The 19,155-nt window shown below is 72.0% G+C and carries 20 protein-coding genes; 11 read left to right on the top strand and 9 right to left on the bottom strand.

Annotated elements, in window-relative coordinates:
• Positions 1-9: 9 nt before the first annotated feature.
• Positions 10-912 (bottom strand): lytic transglycosylase domain-containing protein, encoded by a 903-nt coding sequence (locus ACULK2_RS03350; RefSeq protein WP_445968985.1) that lies wholly within the window; start codon positions 910-912, stop codon positions 10-12.
• A 252-nt stretch (positions 913-1,164) separates the two neighbouring features.
• On the opposite strand from ACULK2_RS03350, the gene ACULK2_RS03345 reads away from it, so the two are divergent.
• The 5 genes from ACULK2_RS03345 to ACULK2_RS03325 all read left to right on the top strand — a co-directional run bounded on the left by ACULK2_RS03345 (position 1,165) and on the right by ACULK2_RS03325 (position 4,120).
• Positions 1,165-1,575 (top strand): PadR family transcriptional regulator, encoded by a 411-nt coding sequence (locus ACULK2_RS03345; RefSeq protein WP_445968986.1) that lies wholly within the window; start codon positions 1,165-1,167, stop codon positions 1,573-1,575.
• 2 nt (positions 1,576-1,577) lie between these two features.
• Entirely contained in the window at positions 1,578-1,949 is a 372-nt protein-coding gene (locus tag ACULK2_RS03340; protein ID WP_445968987.1) for a DUF1048 domain-containing protein, read from the top strand.
• Complete coding sequence (locus tag ACULK2_RS03335; RefSeq protein ID WP_445968988.1) at positions 1,946-2,785, top strand: ABC transporter ATP-binding protein; 840 nt, start codon at positions 1,946-1,948, stop codon at positions 2,783-2,785. The genes ACULK2_RS03340 and ACULK2_RS03335 overlap by 4 nt, the downstream gene beginning before the upstream one ends.
• Entirely contained in the window at positions 2,782-3,546 is a 765-nt protein-coding gene (locus tag ACULK2_RS03330) for an ABC transporter permease (RefSeq protein WP_445968989.1), read from the top strand. Before ACULK2_RS03335 ends, ACULK2_RS03330 begins: the two co-directional genes overlap by 4 nt.
• 166 nt (positions 3,547-3,712) lie before the next feature.
• The gene (locus tag ACULK2_RS03325) at positions 3,713-4,120 is read left to right on the top strand and encodes a pyridoxamine 5'-phosphate oxidase family protein (RefSeq protein ID WP_445968990.1); all 408 of its coding nucleotides are present in this window, start codon (positions 3,713-3,715) and stop codon (positions 4,118-4,120) included.
• 15 nt (positions 4,121-4,135) lie between these two features.
• On the opposite strand, the gene ACULK2_RS03320 is transcribed toward ACULK2_RS03325, so the two are convergent.
• The 3 genes from ACULK2_RS03320 to ACULK2_RS03310 are packed head-to-tail and all read right to left on the bottom strand — an operon-like array spanning position 4,136 to position 8,720.
• Positions 4,136-5,230, bottom strand: a complete 1,095-nt coding sequence (locus ACULK2_RS03320; protein WP_445968991.1) for a glycoside hydrolase family 5 protein — start codon at positions 5,228-5,230, stop codon at positions 4,136-4,138.
• Positions 5,227-5,736, bottom strand: coding sequence for a mechanosensitive ion channel family protein (locus tag ACULK2_RS03315; RefSeq protein ID WP_445968992.1), 510 nt, complete (start codon positions 5,734-5,736; stop codon positions 5,227-5,229). Before ACULK2_RS03315 ends, ACULK2_RS03320 begins: the two co-directional genes overlap by 4 nt.
• A complete protein-coding gene (locus ACULK2_RS03310; protein ID WP_445968993.1) occupies positions 5,676-8,720 on the bottom strand; it encodes an ATP-binding protein in 3,045 nt (1,014 codons plus the stop codon). Before ACULK2_RS03310 ends, ACULK2_RS03315 begins: the two co-directional genes overlap by 61 nt.
• Positions 8,721-8,954: 234 nt before the next feature.
• On the opposite strand from ACULK2_RS03310, the gene ACULK2_RS03305 reads away from it, so the two are divergent.
• The 3 genes from ACULK2_RS03305 to ACULK2_RS03295 are packed head-to-tail and all read left to right on the top strand — an operon-like array spanning position 8,955 to position 12,623.
• Positions 8,955-9,941, top strand: a complete 987-nt coding sequence (locus ACULK2_RS03305; RefSeq protein WP_445968994.1) for an alpha/beta hydrolase — start codon at positions 8,955-8,957, stop codon at positions 9,939-9,941.
• A 19-nt stretch (positions 9,942-9,960) separates the two neighbouring features.
• Complete coding sequence (locus tag ACULK2_RS03300; protein ID WP_445968995.1) at positions 9,961-10,845, top strand: bile acid:sodium symporter family protein; 885 nt, start codon at positions 9,961-9,963, stop codon at positions 10,843-10,845.
• Positions 10,842-12,623 (top strand): lipase family protein, encoded by a 1,782-nt coding sequence (locus ACULK2_RS03295; protein WP_445968996.1) that lies wholly within the window; start codon positions 10,842-10,844, stop codon positions 12,621-12,623. Before ACULK2_RS03300 ends, ACULK2_RS03295 begins: the two co-directional genes overlap by 4 nt.
• 16 nt (positions 12,624-12,639) lie before the next feature.
• On the opposite strand, the gene ACULK2_RS03290 is transcribed toward ACULK2_RS03295, so the two are convergent.
• The 3 genes from ACULK2_RS03290 to ACULK2_RS03280 are packed head-to-tail and all read right to left on the bottom strand — an operon-like array spanning position 12,640 to position 15,384.
• Positions 12,640-13,518 (bottom strand): DUF6999 family protein, encoded by an 879-nt coding sequence (locus ACULK2_RS03290; RefSeq protein WP_445968997.1) that lies wholly within the window; start codon positions 13,516-13,518, stop codon positions 12,640-12,642.
• Between the two features lie 10 nt (positions 13,519-13,528).
• Positions 13,529-14,245: an iron-containing redox enzyme family protein gene (locus ACULK2_RS03285; protein WP_445968998.1), complete on the bottom strand. Its 717-nt coding sequence runs from the start codon at positions 14,243-14,245 to the stop codon at positions 13,529-13,531.
• Positions 14,242-15,384 carry a 3-oxoacyl-[acyl-carrier-protein] synthase III C-terminal domain-containing protein gene (locus ACULK2_RS03280; protein WP_445968999.1) on the bottom strand — a complete coding sequence of 381 codons (1,143 nt, stop codon included), beginning with the start codon at positions 15,382-15,384 and terminating at the stop codon, positions 14,242-14,244. Before ACULK2_RS03280 ends, ACULK2_RS03285 begins: the two co-directional genes overlap by 4 nt.
• A 118-nt stretch (positions 15,385-15,502) precedes the next feature.
• On the opposite strand from ACULK2_RS03280, the gene ACULK2_RS03275 reads away from it, so the two are divergent.
• Genes ACULK2_RS03275 through ACULK2_RS03265 form a run of 3 tightly spaced genes read left to right on the top strand, consistent with a single transcriptional unit; the run spans position 15,503 to position 17,732 of the window.
• Positions 15,503-16,759, top strand: coding sequence for a flavin-dependent oxidoreductase (locus ACULK2_RS03275; protein ID WP_445969000.1), 1,257 nt, complete (start codon positions 15,503-15,505; stop codon positions 16,757-16,759).
• Positions 16,756-17,262 (top strand): MarR family winged helix-turn-helix transcriptional regulator, encoded by a 507-nt coding sequence (locus ACULK2_RS03270; protein ID WP_445969001.1) that lies wholly within the window; start codon positions 16,756-16,758, stop codon positions 17,260-17,262. The genes ACULK2_RS03275 and ACULK2_RS03270 overlap by 4 nt, the downstream gene beginning before the upstream one ends.
• Complete coding sequence (locus ACULK2_RS03265; protein ID WP_445969002.1) at positions 17,259-17,732, top strand: DUF3237 domain-containing protein; 474 nt, start codon at positions 17,259-17,261, stop codon at positions 17,730-17,732. The genes ACULK2_RS03270 and ACULK2_RS03265 overlap by 4 nt, the downstream gene beginning before the upstream one ends.
• 40 nt (positions 17,733-17,772) lie before the next feature.
• Here ACULK2_RS03265 and ACULK2_RS03260 read toward each other — a convergent pair whose 3' ends face one another.
• Positions 17,773-18,132 carry a DUF7144 family membrane protein gene (locus ACULK2_RS03260; RefSeq protein ID WP_445969003.1) on the bottom strand — a complete coding sequence of 120 codons (360 nt, stop codon included), beginning with the start codon at positions 18,130-18,132 and terminating at the stop codon, positions 17,773-17,775.
• Positions 18,133-18,338: 206 nt separating this feature from the next.
• Positions 18,339-19,076: an aspartate/glutamate racemase family protein gene (locus ACULK2_RS03255; protein WP_445969004.1), complete on the bottom strand. Its 738-nt coding sequence runs from the start codon at positions 19,074-19,076 to the stop codon at positions 18,339-18,341.
• Positions 19,077-19,155: the final 79 nt, after the last annotated feature.

Here is a 19,155-nt window from a genome sequence, read left to right as displayed (position 1 = left end):
AGCCGGCCGTCATCCGACGGCGGTGACGTACCCGCTCGCGATCCCCGCCACCTTGTCGACGTAGGCGTCGTCGTGGTTGTACGAGAAGACGGCCTCGCGCCAGCCCTCGGGTGTGGTCATCGGGCCCGAGGCGCACAGGTAGCGGGCCGCGGCGAAGGCGGCGTCGTCGATGTGGCTCGGGTCGGCGTGGCCGTCGGCGTTCGCGTCGCTTCCCCACTGCTCCCACGTCGACGGGATGAACTGCATGGGGCCGACGGCGCGGTCCCAGGTCGCGTCGCCGTCGAGCACGCCGCCGTCGGTGTCGTGGATCGCGGCGACGCCGTCGCCGTCGAGCGCGGGGCCGATGATGGTCGGGGCCACGCGGCCGTCTGCACCGAGGACCGAGTCGCCGTGGCTGCCGTGGCCCGACTCGACCGCTCCGATGGCCGCGATCGTGGTCCAGTCGATGCCGCACTGCGGCTCCTCCTCGGCGATCGCGACGTGCGCGAGGGCGTACGCCGAGAGTGCGCGCTCCGGGATGCCGGTCGCCGAGGCGACCGTGGTGAGCCAGTCGACCTCGACCTCGGGCTCGGCCTCGGACTCGGGCTCGACGAGCGGCGCGACCTCGGTGCCGGTGAGGCTGTTCGGGTCGCGCGCCGACTCGGCGCCGGCCTCGGCGCCGGCGTCATCGGCGGGCGACGCGCTCACGGGCGGCAGCGGCGCTCCGCGGCCGGTCGCGGATGGCGCGGCGAACCCCTCCGGCTTCGCTGCGACGCCCCAGTAGGTCACTGCGGCGACCGCTCCGACCACGAGCGCCACGACCGCGGCGACGAGCCCGAGGGAACCCGCGACGCGGACGAGCACCTCGCGGACGGACGGCTTCGGGCCGGGCGCGCGCCAGCCGTCACCGGTCGGGTCGTCGTCCCAGGACATCTGCGCAGCTCCGTTCGGGCGGTGGTTCGTGGTTCGTGCCCGCGGGTCCGGCGTTTCGCCGCGGCATCCGTCGCTGCACGCCGACCCGGCTTCCAGACTAACCGCGCTCGGCGGATGGCGCGCCCGTGATGCGGCCAGACGTCCGCCCGCCGCAGCGTTGGCCGGAGATTCACTATTCAGTCTTGCTATGTACCGGTACTCGTGCTTACTATGTACCGGTACTCAACAACACTGATGAGCCGAGGAGGCCGCATGGGCAAGCAGGCGACGGAGATGCTGAAGGGCACGCTCGAGGGCATCGTCCTCGCGCTCCTGGCCGGCCGGTCCGCGTACGGCTACGAGATCACGGCCTGGCTGCGCGACCAGGGCTTCACCGACATCGCCGAGGGCACCGTCTACGCGCTGCTCGTGCGCATCGAGCAGCGCGGGCTCGTCGACGTCGAGAAGGTGCCCTCCGAGAAGGGGCCGCCGCGCAAGGTGTACTCGCTCAACGCCCGGGGGCGCGACCACCTCGACGAGTTCTGGCGCACGTGGAGCTTCCTGGCCGAACGCATCGAGCGGCTCCACTCGGGCGACCACGACGACCACCGCAACGACGACGACACCGACAACGACAACGACACCGACACCGACACCGACACCGACACCGAAGGAGCGCAGTGACCATGGCTGCCAAGTGGATCGAAGCCCTCACGGGCTCACTCGAGCAGAAGAAGCAGTACCGCCAGTACAAGGCCCGCATCGCCGCCCTGCCCGAGCCCTACGCCGGCGCCGCGAAGGCGTTCGAACGGTACTTCATGTACTACGGCGGCATCACCGACGGCGACACGCTCGTCACGATGCTCGGCGACTTCGCCGACCTGTTCGAGCGGGCCGCCGTGGACGGCACGCCGGTGGGCGAGCTCGTCGGCGACGACCCCGTCGAGTTCGCCGAGACCTTCACCCAGGCCTACGGCGGAACCCAGTGGATCGACAAGGAGCGCGCGCGCCTGACCAAGGCGATCGCCGACGCGAAGCGAGAGGAGGGACCCCGATGAGCACCGCAGCATCGGCCGCACCGGCCGCCGCATCCGCCGCGCCGGCGGTCCGGGTGCAGGGCATCGAGAAGTCGTTCGGAGACCTGCACGTGCTGCGCGGAGTCGACTTCGACGTGGCCGCGGGAAGCATCTTCGCCCTGCTCGGCTCGAACGGCGCGGGCAAGACGACGCTCGTGAACATCCTCTCGACGCTGCTGAAGGCGGATGACGGCACGGCGACCGTGCACGGATCCGACGTCGCGAGCTCGCCCGGCGACGTGCGCGGCTCCATCAGCCTGACCGGGCAGTTCGCCGCGGTCGACGAGGTGCTCACCGGCCGCGAGAACCTCGTGCTCGTCGCGCGGCTCCGCCACCTGAAGGATCCCGGCGCGATCGCGGACGACCTGCTGGACCGCTTCGCGCTGACCGACGCGGGCGCGCGGAAGGTCGCGACCTACTCGGGCGGCATGCGCCGACGACTCGACATCGCGATGAGCCTGATCGGCGACCCTCCGGTCATCTTCCTCGACGAGCCGACCACCGGGCTCGACCCGCAGGCGCGCATCGAGGTCTGGGAGACGATCCGGCGCCTCGCCGAGGGCGGCACCACCGTGCTGCTCACCACGCAGTACCTCGACGAGGCCGAGCAGCTGGCCGACCGCATCGCGATCCTCCACGAGGGCGTGATCATCCAGAACGGCACGCTCGCCGAGCTCAAGCGGCTGCTGCCGGCCGCGAAGGTCGAGTACGTCGAGAAGCAGCCGAGCCTCGAGGAGGTGTTCCTCGCGCTGGTCGGCGAGCCGACCCGCTCCGGGGAAGCCTCAGGCGGCGCAGCATCCGGAAGGGAGTCATCATGACCAGCCACGTCCTCAGCGACACGCGCGTCCTCACCGCCCGCTCGCTGACCCATATCGTCCGCAGCCCCGACACGATCATCACCACCGCGGTCACCCCGATCGCGCTGATGCTGCTGTTCGTGTACGTCTTCGGCGGAGCGATCGACACCGGCAGCACCGAGTCGTACATCGACTACATGCTGCCCGGCATCCTCCTCATCACGATCGCCTCGGGCGTCGCCTACACGGCGTACCGGCTGTTCCTCGACCTGCAGGGCGGGATCTTCCAGCGCTTCCAGTCCATGCCGATCGCGAGGTCGAGCGTGCTCTGGGGCCACGTGCTCACCTCGCTCGTCGCGAATCTCGTGTCGGTCGCCATCGTCATCGGTGTCGCGTTGATCATGGGCTTCCGCACCGGCGCGTCGGTGGGCGCGTGGCTCGCCGTGATCGGCATCCTGATGCTGTTCACCCTCGCTCTGACCTGGATCGCCGTGATCGCCGGCCTCTCGGCGAAGACCGTCGACGGCGCGAGCGCCTTCAGCTACCCGCTGATCTTCCTGCCGTTCATCAGTTCGGCGTTCGTTCCGACCGACTCGATGCCCGGCCCGGTGGCCTGGTTCGCCGAGAACCAGCCCGTGACCGCGATCGTCGACACGACCCGGGCGCTCTTCGCGGGCGAGCCCGTCGGTGCCGACATCTGGATCGCGCTCGCCTGGCTCGTCGGCATCGCGGCGGTCGCCTTCGGGTTCGCCATGCGGATCTACCGTCGCAAGGCGGCGTAACCGAACACGGGACACCGCAGCGCAGTGCATGAGGATCCGGCGAATGGCGCCTGCCGGGGCACCATCCGCCGGATCTTCATGCACGAGGCTCCTGGCGCGGCATCCGGTCGGGCGCGGGTGAGAGGATGTCGGCGACCACCATCCCCCCGCGAGGAGCCCGACCGCAGTGATCACCGACGCAGCGCGCGCCTTCCTCGCCGAACGCCACCTCGCGACGCTCTCGACGATCGACCGGCGCGGGCGCATCCACGCCGTGCCGGTCGGGATCACCTACCTCGACGGCATCGTGCGCATCATCGGCAGCCGGGGCTCGCAGAAGTTCCTCAACGCCGAGCGCAGCGGACGCGCGAGCGTGAACACGGTCGACGGGGCGAGGTGGATCAGCTTCGAGGGTCCGGTCGCGCTGCGCACCGACGCCGACTCGGTGGCCCTCGCGGTCGAGCTCTACGCGGCCAGGTACCGGCAGCCCAGGCCGAACCCCGAGCGGATCGTCCTCGAGCTCACCGTCGAACGAGTGCTCGGTTCGGCGGGCATGCGGCCGGGGGTCCCGGCGTCCCGCCCTGACGCGCCGTGACGTGAGCCGGCCCGGTCAGCGCCGGATCGCCGGCGACGGGAGGTAGCCGGCCTCCGTGGCCCGGAGGAAGTCCCACACGTCGAGTTCCGGCGTGTCGACGTGCATCCGCCAGCTCCAGTACGTCCAGGCCGTTGCCGGTTCGAACGCCGCGAGGTGCGCCTCGGCGATGGTGCGGTTGTACGCGCGACGGTCCGCATCCGGCATCCCCGCGAGGGCGGCCTGCTTGGTGTCGAGGCACCACTCGCCGACGATCACGGGGAAGCGACGCGTCGCCTCGGCGAGGGTCTCGCCGAACGTGCCGCGGATGTACTCGAGGTAGCCGGCGACGTCGCGCTGGCCGGCCATCATCACGTACATGTGGGTGTCGACGGCGAAGTGCTCGAAACCCTCGCCGTCGAACCAGTCGAGCCATTCGTGCATGCGGAAGCCGTCGTGGAGGACCACGCGGGCATCCGGAGCGGCGGCCCGGATCCGGCGATAGGCGTCGCGGTAGAAGGACTGGAGGAAGGAGGTCGGCACGCCCTCGGACCCGGCCGCGCGCTCGGGGTCGAGCGCCGGGTACCGCCTCGGCACGTCGAGCGCCGCCCAGAGCTGGGGCGAGATCGGTTCGTTGAGCACCTCGATGCCCCACAGGCCGCGCCGGTCGCCGTACCGCGCCGCGAGCCGCTCGAGCACGGTGAGGGCGAACTCGACGTGCTCGGGGAACTGGTGGAACCGGCAGACCCCGCAGATGCCGCCGTTGTCGAACCCGTTCTGGCTCTCGGGGACGGTGTGCAGGTCGACGAGCACCCGGATCCCGTACCGCTCCGCCCAGTCCATCGCTCGATCGACGTACTCGATGCAGCCGATGAACGGCTCCACGTCGCCGAACACGAAGTACGGCACGGGAAGCCGCACGAGCTGCACCCCGCGCGCAGCGAGGTACGCGAAGTCGCGCCCGGTGATCCAGGTGTCGCGATGCACGGTGAACCGCTCCCGACGCATGGTGTCGTCGAGCGCGTGGGTGAGGTGCCACTCGTCCTCGGCGTCGGTGCCGTCGAACAGCTCGGGCGCCATCCACTTCTCGAGGACGAGCCAGTTGCCGAGGTTCACTCCGATCAGCTCGGTCATGTCGATCCCTTCGTGACGGATGTCTCGATGTGCTCCTGCCGCACGCGCGGCAGTGCGTCGGGGTGGCGCGCGTCGAGGAAGTCGACGAGCGCCTCGCGGACCTCGAACCGGAGCAGCTCGACCACGTCGCCGGCGGCGCTGAACTGCGCGAGGAGGACGACGCCGTCGGGCGCCGTGTCGCCGACGCGCAGCTCGGCCACCCGGCCGTCCCAGTGCGCGCTTGCCTCGACGACGCGGTGCAGCTCGTCGCGCAGGGCTCCGACCGGAACACCCCACGCCGCGGTCAGGCGCACCTCGCCGATCGCGGTGTCCCCCGAATGCGACCAGTTCTCGAACGGCGTGGTGATGAACCACGTGCACGGCATGATGAGGCTCGTCTCGTTCCACACCTCGACGACGACGTACGTGAGCGTGATCTCCTCGATGCGGCCCTGACGCCCGTCGATCACGACGATGTCGCCGACGCGGATGCCGTCGGTGAAGGCGATCTGGATGCCGGCGAACATGTTCGCGAGGCTCGTCTGCGCGGCCAGCCCGGCGATGATCGAGAGCACGCCGGCCGAAGCCAGGATCGTGATGCCGACCGCGCGGACGGACGGGAAGGTCCACAGGATCGCCCCGACCGCGAGCGTGCCGATCGCGGCGATCGCGACGCGTTCGATGAGCGCGATCTTGGTTCGCACGTGCCGCGACCGCTCGTCGCGCAGACCGGTCTCCGGATGCCGCCCCAGCGCCCCCTTGGTCGCGTTCCGGACGAGGACCATCGCGAGCCACGCCACCGCGCAGATCTGCCCGATGACGAGATGCCGAGCTTCCGGAACGCCTTCCGCAGGTGGTAGTCGACAGTGCTCGCGCTGAGGTGCATGCGCGTGGCGATCGCGGAGTTGGACAGTCCCTCGCTCGCGAGCCGTGCGACGGCGATCTCCTGGATCGACAGCTCGCCCGAGTCGCTGGCGGTCGGCCCCGAGCCGCCGAGTGCGGCCAGCTCGGCGCTCGCGCGTCGACCGAAGGCCTGGGCGCCCATGGTCGTGAACACCTCGACGGCGCGATCGAGGTGCAGGCGCGCATCCCCCCGGCGCCGCTGCCGCCGCAGCCACTCGCCGTAGAGCAGGTGCGCACGCGCCTGCTCGGCGCGGAGCCCGGTCCGCGAGAGGTGCTCGATCGCGCTGACGTGGAGTCGCTCGGCGTCGTCCGCCTCGTCCGCGACGAGCGCGGCCGATCGGTCCTGTACGCCGCGCGCCCAGTCCGTGCCCGCGGCGGCCGTGGAGACGGCCAACCGGTCGAGCGTCTGCTCGGCCATCGCCCGGTCGCCGATCCGGGCCGACGCCTCGACGGCCTCGACGAGCCCCCACGTGGAGTACACGATGACGACCGGGTACCGGGCTGCGGCCAGTGCGTGGGGAAGCGCCTCTTCGTATCGCATGCCGCCCACGGCATGGAGGGCCCGTGCCCAGTGGACGAGCGCCCGCGCCATCCCCTCGCCGCGCTCCGCCGCCGCGTCGAGCTCGCGCGCGAACAGGGCCTCCCCGCTCGGCTCGCCCTTCCACGCGGCGATCGCGGCGACGCCGTACGGTGCCGCCGGAATGGAGATGGAGTCCCAGATCTCGAGTGCGTCCTCGGCGAGCCGCTGCGCCTCGGCGCCACGCCCGCGCAGCAGCTCCAGCGCGACTCCCGTGGTGGTCGTCGCCGCGACGGCGGTGAGCGCCCCGGCGGCGCGAGCGGTCGCGGTCCCCTCCTCGATGAAGGCGCTCCACCGGTGCTCGTCCCAGCCGATCGCCGCGAGGCGACTGGCGATCCAGAGCCACCGGGCGCGCACGCCCGGGTCGTCCGCGACATCCGAGAACTCGCGCAGGTGACGACGCAGCAGCGGCAACGAGTCGGCCGGCTCGGCGAGGGCGAGCTCGCGCATGACCTCCAGCAGCCGGTCGATCGTCCGGTGCGCGCCGGGTTCCGGCGGCGGGGCCTCGCGCGCGCGTTCGGCCGTCGAGCGGATGCCGCGACCGTGCTCGCCGGATGCCGCAAGGGTGGCCGCCGAGAGCGCGTCCAGGTACGTCTCCCGCGACGCCGGCGGGTCGATTCCGGACAGCGCCTCCGCCGCGGAGAGGAACAGCTCGACGGGCCGCTCGCTGCGCTCGAGGGTGAAGAGCAGCCGCCCGCGCACGACGTCGAGGCGGGCCCGGTCGGCCGGGTCCTCGGCGTCCCAGCGCGCCTCCTGGAGCATGCGCAACGCCCGCGGCTGCGCGCCCGCGAGCTCGAGCGCGGTGGCGCCGGCCACCGCGCACCGGATCCGGGTCGCCGGCGATTCCGCCATCTGCATGGCGCGTTCGTAGAAGGCGGCCGCTGCGAGGAAGCCGCCCCGGGCCCCGGCACGACCCGCGGACTGCTCCAACGCCGCGGCGACGGACTCGGAGAGCCCGAAGGTCCCGAGCGCCTGGTGCCAGGCGCGCCGATCGGGGTCGCGCTGCCGGTCCGTCGCCCCCGCGAGCGCGGCGTGCGCCCGGCGAAGCTCGTCGCCGCTCGCGCGCCCGTACGCGGCGGAGCGCACGAGTGGGTGCTCGAAGGTGATCCGCCGACCCAGCCGGACGAGCCCGGCGGCCTCAGCCGGACCGAGGTCGTCGATCGAGCGGCCGATGCCCCTGGCGGCCCGCGCGACCAGCCTCGGGTCCCCGGTCGGATCGGCCGCGACCAGCAGGAGGACGGATGCCGGGCCCTCGTCGAGCAGCGCCAGCCGCTTCGAGAACGCCCGCTCCAGCCGGCTCGCCATGGGCAGGCTCGCGGCACCCGGATCGGGCTGGCCCTCGAGATACATCAGGCTGGCCTTCGTCGCCTCGCGGAGCATGAGCGGATTGCCCCCGGCCTCGTCGATGATGCGCGCGACGACCTGCTCGTCCATCGGACCACCGGCGATCGAGTGCACCAGCGCGCGCGCGTCGGCCTCGCCGAGCCCGCCGACCTGCATCTCATGGATGCCGTCGACGCCGGGCGCGTCGAGCCCGACGCGTTTCACGAACAGCATCGCGACCGGCAGCCGTTCGATCCGTCGGGCGACGATCCCGAGGACCTGGACACTCGAGGCGTCGAGCCAGTGCACGTCGTCCACGACGCAGAGGAGGGGCCGATCCCGGGCCGCCGCTGCGAGGAGCCCGAGGAGGGCCATGCCGAGCACGAAGGGACGAGGCGCCGGCTGGACGGCCCGCCCGAGCGCGACGTCCACCGCCTCACGCTGCGGATCCGGCAGCCGATCGGCCGCGTCGGGCATCGCACCGAGGATCTGCTGCAGCCCTGCGAACGGGAGCTCGCGCTCGGCCTGCACGCCGACGGCGCTCGCCACACGGAACCCGTCGGCGGCCGCGATGCCGTGTTCGAGGAGCGAGGTCTTGCCGACGCCCGGGTCCCCGACGATCACGAGCGAGGCGCCCTGCCCTCCACGGGCTCGAGCGAGCAACGCCTCGACGGCCGCCTGCTCGCGCGCGCGACCGAGCATGGGCATTCACCCCCCGAAGGCGTCGACCCCGACCGGCCTGGAGTCGGTCGACAGCAGACTACGCATTCCCGTGATTCGCCGAAACCCGGAATTGCCTAGCGTTTCCGGGAAGGACAGTGGACAGGCAGGAGGACACCATGCCGATGGGCACCGTGCCGGTCGTGGCCGCCTCGTACGACACCGTCGACGAGGCCGCCGACGACGACGAGACGACCCGGGACGCCGGCGCCTGAGGCCGACGTGGAGCACTGGTCGGGCGACGTGCTCGGGCCGCCCTACGAGCGGCTCGAGATCGCGTTGGCGCCCGACGCGGAGGGCCCGGTGGTGGCCACGCTGGTGCGGCGCACGCGCGACGAGGTCATCGACGGGCCCGGTCGCTTCGACGTGCTCTACGTGCACGGATGGTCGGACTACTTCTTCCAGCGCGAGCTCGCCGAGTACTGGGCACGTCGCGGCGGTCGGTTCCACGCGCTCGACCTCCGCAAGTACGGGCGCAGCCTCCGATCCCACCAGACGCCCGGCTACGTCGACGACCTCGCCGTGTACGACGAGGAGCTCGGCGCGGCCATCGACGCGATCCGGCGCCGTGCCGTCGACCCGCTGATCCTCATGGGCCATTCGACCGGCGGGCTGGTCGCGAGCCTGTTCGCTTCGCGCCATCCGGAGGTCGCCGACGGCGTCGTGCTCAACGCGCCCTGGCTGGAGTTCCAGACCAGGGCCGTCGGCCGCGCCATCCTCGAGCCCGTCGTCCAGGTCGGCGCCGTGGTCCACCCGTATGCCGCCTTCCCGGAGGTCGACCTCGGCTTCTACAGCCGGACGGTGTCTGCCGAGCTCGGTGGCGAGTGGACGTATGAGGCCGCATGGCGACCCGAACACGGGTTCCGGACCAACCGCGGTTGGCTGAATGCGGTGCTTCGCGGGCACGGGCAGGTGGCCCGCGGCCTCGGCCTGCGCATCCCCGTGCTCGTCCTGCTGTCGGCGCGGAGCATGTTGCAGCCGGCCTGGTCGGAGCAGATGCGCCACGCCGACACGGCCATCGACGTGGCCGGCGTGGCTCGCCGTGCCGCCGATCTCGGCATGGACGTCTCGATCCGCCGCATCGAGGGCGCCCTGCACGACGTCACGCTGTCGTCGAAGCCCGTGCGCGCCGTGGTGTGGGAGGCGATCGACCGCTGGCTGCCCGCGGTCGTCGAGCCGGCGACGGCCAGGGCGAGCACGGTGAGATAGTGGGAAGCGAGGGCAGAACATGGACATCCTGACGGTGGTGTCGACGGTGATCCAGGCGACGGTCGCGATCACGGTCTTCGGATACGGCCTCTCCGCCCGGCCGGACGACCTGCTGTGGGTGCTGCGCAACCCGCGGGTGCTGTTCGTCTCGCTCGTGGCGATGTTCGTGGTGATGCCGGTCGTCGCGCTCGCGGCGCACGTCTACCTCGACTTCCCGCACGCGGCCGAGGTGGCGCTGGTCGTGATCGCACTCACTCCGATCCCGGCACTCCTGCCCCGCACCGAGATCGGCTCCGGCGGACGCTCGAGCTACGCCTTCGGGCTCGCCTTCGCCGTCGCCGTGATCTCGCCCGTGCTGATCCCCGCGCTGTCCGACCTCATCGGCCGGCTGATGGACCGTCCGTTCGGGCTGTCGCCGCTGACCATCGCCACCGCCATGGCCACCCAGGTGCTCCTGCCGCTCGCGATCGGGTTCGTCGTGGGCCGACTCTGGCCGACCGCTGCCGACCGGTTCGGCGGCCGCCTCGTCGCCATAGCGAACTCCGTGATGGGCGTCGCCCTGCTCGCGCTGCTGGTCCTCGTGTTCCCCGCGGTGCTGAGCGTCCTCTCGCTCGTGACGCTCCTGGTGATGTTCGTCTTCATCGCGGTGGGGCTCGCCGTCGGCCACGCGCTGGGCGGTCCCGACCGCTCCGACGCCGTGGTCCTCGCCATCGCCTGCGCCAACCGCAACCCGGGGCTCGCCATCGGACTCGCGGCCTCGATCTTCCCCGAGGAGAGCTTCGCGGGCACGGCGATCATCTACGCGCTCGTCTCGAACGTCGCCGTGACCGTCTACACCCGCCTGCAACGGCGCCGCGCCGCAGAGTCCGGCACCCCCGCACCCGCGACCGAGGAGCACGCATGACGAACCGGCTCGAGACGTGGTTCGCCCGCCTGCCGCGATGGGTCCGGGCCCTTCTCGGCGCCGTGGCGGTGATCCTCGGAGCGGTGATCCTCACCCGCCCGACCACGTCGTTGGGAGTCCTCGCGCTCCTGATCGGCGCCGGTCTCCTCCTCACCGGCATCCTCGAACTCGCGGGCGGCGGAGATCCCGACGACGAGGAGCGGATGCCGCGGTGGCGTATCGTCACCGCAGCGCTCTGGATCATCGCGGGCCTCTTCGTCCTGTTGTTCCCGGGCCTCACGGTGCGGACCGTCGCCCTCGTCGTCGCGGTCGCGCTCATCGTGAACGGCGCCCTGTCGATCCTGGCCGCCTTCCGGCGCGGCGTCACCTGGGACGCCCGCGTCGCATCCGGGCTGCTCGGCGTGGCAGGGATCTCGTTCGGCCTGCTCGCCCTGCTCTGGCCCGACATCACGCTCCTCGTCGTCGCGGTGGTGTTCGGTGCGCGGCTCATCATCGTCGGCCTCCTGCTCGTCTGGCACGCCGTGCGGGGCACCCAGCCGAGACCGCGCGCCGCCGGGGAACCGACCGGCCTCCGACGCTGGACCCGCACGATCGCCGCGGTCGTCGCCGTGCTCCTCGCGGTGATCGCCGGCTCGATCAGCGCGACCGTCCGCGGCGGCTCGCCGGTGGTCGACGAGTTCTACGCCGCGCCGCGCGACGTGCCCGGCGAACCCGGCAGGCTCATCCGCGCCGAGTCGTTCACTCGCGGCGTCCCCGAGGACGCGACGGCCTGGCGCATCCTCTACACGACCACGGACCACGCGGGCGAGGCCGCCGTCGCGAGCGGCCTCGTCGTCGTCCCCGCGGAGGGTGAGGACTTCCCCGTGATCGACTGGACCCACGGCACGACGGGGTTCGCGCAGCCGTGCGCGCCATCGCTCGCGGAGGAGCCGTTCGAATCGGGCGCGCTGTTCCTGCTGCCCGAGGTCATCGACAACGGCTGGGCGCTCGTCGCGACCGACTACCTCGGCCTCGGGACGCCGGGACCGCACCCGTACCTCATCGGCCGGCCGAGCGCGCACGCCGCGCTCGACGCCCGCCGCGCGGCATCCGAGCTGGAGGAGGCGAGGCTCGGCGGTCGGACCGTCGTCTGGGGGCACTCGCAGGGCGGCGGCGCTGCGCTGTGGACCGGCGCGCTCGCCGACGAGTACGCTCCAGAACTCGACATCGCGGGCGTCGCCGCGCTCGCACCCGCGTCGAACCTCACGGGCCTGATCGAGAACCTCCCGAACGTCACCGGCGGGTCGATCTTCCAGTCGTTCGTGATCGCCGCCTACACCGCGATCTATCCGGATGTCACCTACCGCGAGTACGTGCGGCCGGGCGCCGAGGTGACCGTGCGCCAGATGGCAGATCGGTGCCTCGCTGAGCCGAGCAGCTTCGCGTCGGTGCTGAGCGTGCTCGGCCTCTCCCGCGACCCGGAGATCGGCGCCGCGGATCCGACCACCGGCGCCTTCGGTGAGCGCCTCGTCGAGAACACGCCGCCGCCCACGATCAGTGCGCCGCTCCTGCTCGGCCAGGGCGCGGCCGACCAGCTCGTGGTGCGCCAGGCGCAGGACGCCTACGTCGAGGACCTCTGCGCCGCGGGCCAGCAGGTCGACTACCGGGTGTACGAGGGCCGCGACCACGTGCCGCTCGTCGAGCCGGACTCGCCGCTCGTGCCCGAACTCGTCGAATGGACGGCCGCCCGGTTCGCGGGAGAGCCGGTCGAGACCGGGTGCGTGACGTCCGAGCGCTGACGCCGGTGCACCGAACTCAGTCGAACGGGGTCGCCGTGTCGCGCGGGTACGCGCCTCCGGCGAGCTTCACGAGCCGGGCGTGCGCGTACTCGCAGACGAGCGCGTGCCGGTAGACCATCCGCGGCACGTCGACGTTCGAGTCCATCCAGAGGCTCATGCCCGCGAGCTTCCAGTGCCGGAACGTGTCGTCGTCGGTGACGAGCGCGAGGATCTCGAGGAACGAGTCGTCGAAGCGGATGGAGTGCACCGCGCGCCGGTACTCCTCGACCGTGAGCGCCATCGAGAACGGGATGTTCATGAAGCAGAGCGCGGTCTGGATGTCGAGGCGCAGCAGGCGGCGACGGCCGCGCTCGGCATCGAGCGGCGGCACGTCGAGCTGCGAGAAGTCGAGCGTCTCGGGCTTGGTCAGCGGCACGTCGTCGAGCGCGATGAGCACGTCGTAGACGTTGACGTCGTGCTCGACGACGGCCTGGTCGCCGAGGCCCGAGAGCGCCTCCGGCCGGAGCGTCACGGGCTCCATGTCGACGGGCGTGTTCCGGATGATGAAGTTCACGAGGTTCGTCTCGACGACGAAGTGCCGGATCAGCAGGTCGACCGCGTCGGGCGAGACGAACCGGCGGAGGAACCACACGCACAGCACGTCCATGGTGTGCAGCGGCATCCACCGGAACGGCAGCACGCGCTTGACGATCGAGATGAGCGCGACGAGCACGCGCGAGACGACGCGTGCGATCGGGTACAGCCAGCGTCGCGACAGGCGCCGCTGGTCGTTGATGATCTGCCGAACGAGCGCGCGGTCGAGCGGCACCGACGGGTCGGCGTAGACCGCCTGCCACATGCTCGGGTCGGAGCGGACGTACTCGGGGACCCGTGGCACCTTCGGCAGATTCGGCACCTTCGGCACGTCAGCGGTCCAGCTCTTCGAGCTGCAGCGCGTAGAGCCGGGCGACGACCTCTGCGCAGCGGACGATCTCGTCGGCGGCCGCGTCGTCGATGATCCCGGAGTCGAGGATCGCCTGGAGGTCGCCGGTGTGCGCGCCGTCGGCCTCCTGGTGGTACGTCATGAAGTGCACCTGGGTGTCGGCGAGCCCGAGCACCTCCTGGAACCGCGCCGCCCAGCCGGCCGCGCGTTTCGCGCCGAGCCCCTCGATGATGAACATCGCTCCGAGCAGGCCGACGGGGTTCGGCCGGTCGGCGTAGGTGAACATGTAGCCGGAGAGCGCCTCGGAGCCGAGGTTCTTCCGGCCGGCGCGCAGCTCGTCGAGCGATCCGCCGATCGCGACGTAGTCGCGCTCGAGCATGAGGTAGTCGCGGTGCTCCTCCTCGGCGTGCTTGATCGCCGCGGCGCGCAGCGTGAAGTGGTCGATGTCGAAGTTGGAGGCGGCACGGCTGATCCACGGGGACCCGTCGACGACCTGCTGGCGCAGGTTGAACAGCAGCCGGCGGTAGTCGTCGATCGTCACGGTGCCCTCGGCGAGCGCGCGGAGGATCGGCACTCGGTCGAGGCGTTCCTCGAGCTCCATCCAGACGTCGGCGAGACGCTCGGAGAGCGGGGCGGTTGCGGTGCCGGGCCCGCCCGCCGTGGCATCCGTCGTCGCGGTCTCGGTCGTCGTGTCGGTCATGCGAGGGCTCCTTGTCGGTCGGGTGGGGCGACCACGGTGAGGTGGGCGAAGGCGAACGAGAACCGGCCCGATTCGGGCACGGCCAAGAGGATGGTCTCGCCCGGCGCGAAGCGGCCGGTTCGCCAGGCCTCCTCGAGGGCGATGAAGATGCTCGCGGCGCCCGTGTTGCCGCAGGTCTCGAGGTTCGAGAACCAGCGGTCGGTGTCGAGCGTCGGGATGCGGCGGCGCAGGCCGTCGAACGCGAGGTCGCGGAACGCGTTGGTGCTGTAGTGGCAGATCACGTGGTCGAGGTGGCTCACGTCGACGAGGCCGATGTCGACGAGTTCCTCGAACTGGCGGAGGCCCGCGCCCGCGAGGTCGTCGAGCACGCTCACGTCCTGCCTGAGCACGAACATGCCGGATGCCTCGGCGTCGCCGATGCCCGCGTCCTGCCACGTGCGCCCGACCTCGGGTTCGATCCCGTCCATCCCGGCACGCATGCAGACATCGTGCTCGTGGGCGAGCGAGACGTGCCGCACCCAGTCGACGCGGAGCGAGGGCCGGTCGGGGTGCGGCTGGAACTCGACGACCACGGCGCCCGCGCCGTCGGAGAGCATCCAGCGGAGGAAGTGCGAGTCCATGCCGGCGCGGATGCCGTCGAACCGGCGCTGCCGGAGGCTGCGGCTCGCGAGCTCGGAGCCGACGACGGCGACGCGCGGGTGGTCGCCGAGCTTCACCTTGCTCACGGCCGCGTCGAGCGCCTGCAGGCTCGACGCGCACACGCCCGACGCCGACAGCAGCTGCATCGGCCCGCCGCCGAGCCGGCCGTGCACCATCGACGCGAACCCCGGCACGAGCACGTCGCCGATCGTGGTCGCGCACGCGAGCATCCGCAGGTCGCCGGGGCGGATGCCACGGTCGTCGAGCGCCGCGGTGATCGCCTTGACCGCGAGCTCCTCGTTCAGCTCGGTCGGCTCGCCCTGCTCGTCGAGGGCGTAGTGGCGCTGCCGGATGCCGTTCTGGTCGAGGATCATGCCGCGGATGCGGGCGGTGACCGCGTCGTCGCCCCCGAGGCGCGCGACGATGCCGTCGTTGTCGACCGGATCCCCCGGAAGGTACCGGCCGAAGCCGGTGAGGTACGCAGACGCCGTCGTGCCCATGGGATGACAGTAGGGCACCGGCACGGCCATGACGGGGCACGTGTGGACGAAATCTAGTTCACATGCAAAACTACTTTCACGCGCGCCGACGGGGTCGCGCAGACAGGAGCACCGCACCGTGAACGTCGTCATCGTCGGAGCCGGCATCGCCGGGCTCGCCACGGCCCTCAGTCTCGAGGCCGCCGGCATCCGCGACCTCCGCATCTTCGAGCGCGCACCCGAGATCCGCGGGCTCGGCGTCGGCATCAACCTGCTGCCGCACGCCGTGCGCGAGCTCACCGAGCTCGGCGTCGCCGACCGCATCGCGGAGCTCGGCGTCGCGCCCTCGCGCCTCGCCTACTACAACCGGCACGGCCAGCCGATCTGGTCCGAGCCGCGCGGGCTCGATGCCGGGTACCGCTGGCCGCAGCTGTCGGTGCACCGCGGTCGCCTCCAGCTCGCGCTGCTCGACCTCGTCCGCGAGCGACTCGGCGACGTCGTCGTCACCGGGCACCGCCTGGTCGGTGTCGCCGAAGGGGAAGGTTCGGTCACGGCGACCTTCGAGACGGCCACCGGCCCGGTGGATGCCACGGGCGACCTCGTCGTCGGCGCCGACGGCATCCACTCGGCACTCCGCGCCATCCGCTACCCCGACGAGGGCGCGCCGCCGTGGAGCGGCCTCACCCTGTGGCGCGGCACCGCGGTGATCCCCGGGTACCTCGACGGTCGCACGATGATCATGGCCGGCGACGGCGAGCAGAAGTTCGTCGCCTACCCGCTGGGCGAGCCCGACGACGCCGGCCGGCAGCGCGTGAACTTCATCGCCGAGCGGCGCGGCGAGGGCTCGCCCGACGCCGACTGGAACCGCGCGGTCGACCCCGGCCCGATCGTCGAGCTGTTCCGCGACTGGACGTTCGACTGGCTCGACGTGCCCGCCGCGATCGCGGCCGCCGACGAGATCCTCGAATACCCGATGGTCGATCGCGACGCCCTGCCGCGGTGGACGTTCGGCCGCACGACCCTCGTCGGCGACGCCGCGCACGCCATGTACCCGAATGGCTCGAACGGCGGCTCGCAGGCGATCCTCGACGCGCGGACGCTCGCCTTCCACCTGGCGACCGCGCCGACCATCGCCGAGGCCCTCGACGCGTACGAGGCCGACCGCCGGCCGGCGACCGCCGCCCTGCTCGACATGACCAGGCGGACCGGCCCCGAGCGCGTCATGCAGCTCGCCCACGAGCGCGCGCCCGAGGGCTTCGCCGACATCCACGACGTCATCCCCGAGGCCGAGCTCGCCGAGATCGCCGCCGCCTACAAGCGCGCGGCCGGGTTCCACCCCGACGTGCTCAACTCCCGAGCATCGATGAGTGTGGACCGAGCGGGGGCCGGGTCGTGAGCTTCGACGCCGCCCGGCTCGCCGCCGTCGTCTCCCCGCTCCGCCGCGCGCTCCTCGGCGCCGCCCGCCGGCGGGAGGGCCTGCCCGAGCTGCCCGACGCGCAGATCGAGGTCATCCGGGCGCTGCCCGGCGGAACGGTCGCGTCGCCGAGCGAACTCGCCGACTCGCTCGGCCTCGGCCGATCGACCGTCAGCAACCTGCTGAACCGGATGGAACGCGACGGCCTCGTCGCCCGCACCCCGCGCGTCGGCGACGGACGAGGCGTCGAGGTCGTGGCATCCGCCCGCGCCATCGACCTCTTCGAGCGCTTCGACCGCGCCTCGGCCGCGATCGTCGCGGATGCGGCATCCGCCCTGCCCGCGGAGGATCGCGCCGCACTCGACGCCGCACTGCCGGCGCTCGAGCGGCTGCGCGACGTGCTGATCGAGCTCCGGAGCGGTGCCGATGGCGCGGACCCGGCCGGCCGGGCGACGGATGCCACGACGGGCGAGGTGCGCGCATGACCGCCCGGCCCGCCCCGCCCGTCCCGTCGCTGGAACCGGCGTTCGAGGTCGTCGTGCACATCGGCGGGGTCGACGACTACGGCGTGACCCGCGCCGGGCACCGGCGGGTCATCGCGATCACCGGTGGCCGGGTGACGGGCTCGATCACGGGCGAGATCCTCACCGGCGGCGCCGACTGGCAGCTCGTCCGCCCCGACGGCACGCTCGAGATCGACGGCCGCTACTCGGCCCGCACCGACGCCGGCGATCTGCTCTACCTGCAGGTCGCCGGCGTGCGCTCGGGCGAGCCGGCCGTGCTCGACGCGCTGCTGCGCGGCGACGCGGTCGACCCGTCGACGTACTACTTCCGGACCGTCGTGACGATCGAGACCGCGGCGCCGCACCTCGCGCACCTGCAGCGGTCGGTGTTCGTCGCCTCGTGCATCCGAGATGCCGATGCGGTGCGCTACACGGCGTACCGGGTGACCTGAGTCCGACCGGACTCGGGCCCGGCCCCGGTCGGACTCGCCCTCAGCCGCGGAAGAACTCGTTCGCGCGCTGCGAGAAGAGCAGCACCAGCCCGATGAGCGCCAGGGCCGCCGCGATGAGCGCCGACCAGAGTTGCGCCGGGTACAGGAACATCGTGAAGATCGCCGAGATCAGGTTCAGCACGAAGATGATCGCCACGATGATGCGCGCCGCGTTGTTCCCGCGGAACAACCCGAGGCTCACGATGATCGTGATGACGCCGATGACGATGGCGACCCAGGCGACCGTGGCGCCGCCCTCCCCGGCGAGGAGGATCAGGATGCCGGTGAGGACCTGGAGTGCGCCCGAGATCCAGGCGAGGACTGCGACGAGGGTGACTCCTCCGGGGCGGGGACCGGCCACGATGGCTCCTTTGCTCGATCGAGGTGCGTGCGGCCACGGTATCGCGAGCACGGCTCGGGATCGTGCTTCGACGGCCGGTGCGTCGCGGCGCCGCGAACCCGCGAGTCCAGTGGGAGCGACGTCCGTGGTCGCCCGCGAGGCTCGTCCGGACGTGTCGGGAAGACGGCTTCCGTCATCGCAGGGACAGGGCTCGCGGCTCCGGCTCGTCAGATGAAGCCGTCGTACCCTCGACGCACGACGCTCGAATGGATCCAGTCGATGAGCGTGAGGTAGTCCCAGACCGGAAGGCCGGTGGCCTCCTGGACCTGCGTCGCGTACGGGGGCATGTCGCTGCATTCGAGCAGCAGGCCGCCGATGTCGGGGTGGTCCGCCGCGAGCCGCACCGCGGCGCCGACGACCTCGTCCCGCACCTGGTCCAGGTCCATCCAGCCCTGGTCCTCGAGGATCGCGCCGCGGAACCCCGGGCTGTGCTCCATGCCGGCCACCACGATCGGCGCGTCCTCGCGGACGCCCACCGCCGTCAGCATCCGCTGATCGAGGCTGCTCGCCTTCGCGCACAGGATGCCGAGCCGCTGCCGGGGCTGCAGGCCACCGAGGATCATGGGCACCTGGCAGAGGCTCGACAGGAACACCGGGACCGGCAGCGCCTCCGCGAGCTCGCGCTGGAAGCGGGCGAAGTACCCGCACGCCCCGACGATCGCGCGGCAGCCGTCGCGGACCAGCCCGTGTGCGGCAGCGAGCACGGGTTCGAGGAGCGTCGGATCGCCACCGATGAGCCGGGGACTGTCGGCGCCCTCGACGACCGCGAACCGGACGGGATAGGAGTACGTCGACGCATTCGCGACGTTGCCCGGGATGATGGGATACCCGGTGTTGAGCAGCAGGATGCCGACCGCGTGCCCCGCCATCACCTGGCCGGCGGGCTGGTGGATGATCGTGCCCATTCGCGCGCCCCCTCACGTCGACCGTCGGTGGTGACGCCTGATCCACGGTACAACCGCACGTGCACGGCAGGCCCTCGAC

This window comes from Agromyces molybdatiresistens (assembly GCF_052748445.2).
Note: the sequence above shows the minus strand (reverse complement) of the source record. Positions and strands in the feature narration are given on the sequence as shown.